At 31.0% G+C, this 1,277-nt stretch carries 2 protein-coding genes; both read left to right on the plus strand.

Annotated elements, in window-relative coordinates:
• Nucleotides 1-44 precede the first annotated feature (44 nt).
• Complete coding sequence (locus tag HX062_RS16075; RefSeq protein WP_182628806.1) at nt 45-443, plus strand: transposase; 399 nt, start codon at nt 45-47, stop codon at nt 441-443.
• Between the two features lie 35 nt (nt 444-478).
• Nucleotides 479-1,277 (plus strand): IS3 family transposase (locus HX062_RS16080; RefSeq protein ID WP_286468128.1); only part of this gene is annotated, 799 nt, incomplete at its 3' end.

A 1,277-nucleotide genomic window follows, 5' to 3' on the forward strand; every position in this document is an offset into this window, starting at 1 on the left:
TGTACGTCCCTGACATAGGTTGACCATAAAAAATCAATTTTCCTATGAAAGTTAACGTTCAACAAATCAAAAAAAATCGTATTTATTCAGAAGAATTTAAACGCGAGATTGTTAGTTTATTTGAAAAAGGGACTTATAGTGTCCTTCAGTTAAGTCGTTTATACAAAATTCCTAACTCAGCTATTTACCGATGGATCTATAAATTTTCTATCTTTAATGAACAAGGTCAAAGAATTGTAGAGATGAAAGCAAGTAACACAAACAAAGTCAAGGAGCTAGAAGCAAAAGTAAAAGAACTAGAGCGTATAGTTGGTCAGAAGCAAATTCAGGTAGATTTCTATTCTAAAGTTATAGAGATTGCCAGTAAAGAATTAGACTATGATATAATAAAAAATTCAAACACCCTGCAATCACCTGGTTCCGTCAAGAAAAAGAGCAAATAAACTATTCTTTAAATAGTTTATATCGAACTATTGGAATTAGTAAACAAGCAGTAAATCAATATGCTAAAAAACAAGCTGTTTTTGATACAGAAGTATCTAAACTAGTCTTAGAAGCAGATGATTTAAGACGTGAACATCCTGGTTGTGGGGTTGAGAAGATGTACTATACCTTAAAACCCAGTTTTATAGGTAGAGATAAGTTTATAGATGTGTTTATGAACTTAGGGTATCGTTTACACAAACGAAAAAATTACATTAAAACTACGATAGCTTCCAAAATTTATTATCCAAATCTAATTAAAGGGATGCAAGTAAATGCACCTTCAACCATCTGGCAATCGGATATAACCTACATCCGAATAAAAGATGTGTTTTATTATGCAGTATTTATCATAGACGTATATACTAAGAAAATAGTAGGTTATCATGTGTCTGATAATATGCGAGCGCAAGCCAACATAGAAGCTTTGAAAATGGCTTTTAAGTACAATACGCCTCCCTTAATCCATCATTCAGATAGAGGAAGTCAGTATACCTATAAAGGATATATTCAATTATTGAAAACCAAAGGAGTAAACATCAGTATGGCTCTTTCTGCTCAAGATAATGCCTATGCTGAACGTATAAATAGAACAATTAAAAATGATTATTTAGCATATTGGAAACCCAAAAGTTTTTGTGAACTAAAGAGATTGATCAAAAAAGCAGTCAATCAGTATAATAATACCAGACCTCATAATTCAATAGATAAAATGACACCTGTTGAGTTTGAAAATAAATGGTTTGGAAAAAGTACTTTTTCCAAACCATTTATTACTATATTTAATAATGAAG

The sequence above is a fragment of the Myroides sp. DF42-4-2 genome, assembly GCF_030326445.1.
In the GTDB taxonomy this organism is placed as follows: Bacteria; Bacteroidota; Bacteroidia; order Flavobacteriales; family Flavobacteriaceae; genus Flavobacterium.

Excerpts from the sequence above, each read along its gene's own strand:
- HX062_RS16075 (WP_182628806.1), top strand. The coding sequence starts at position 45 with ATGAAAGTTAACGTTCAACAAATCAAAAAAAATCGTATTTATTCAGAA.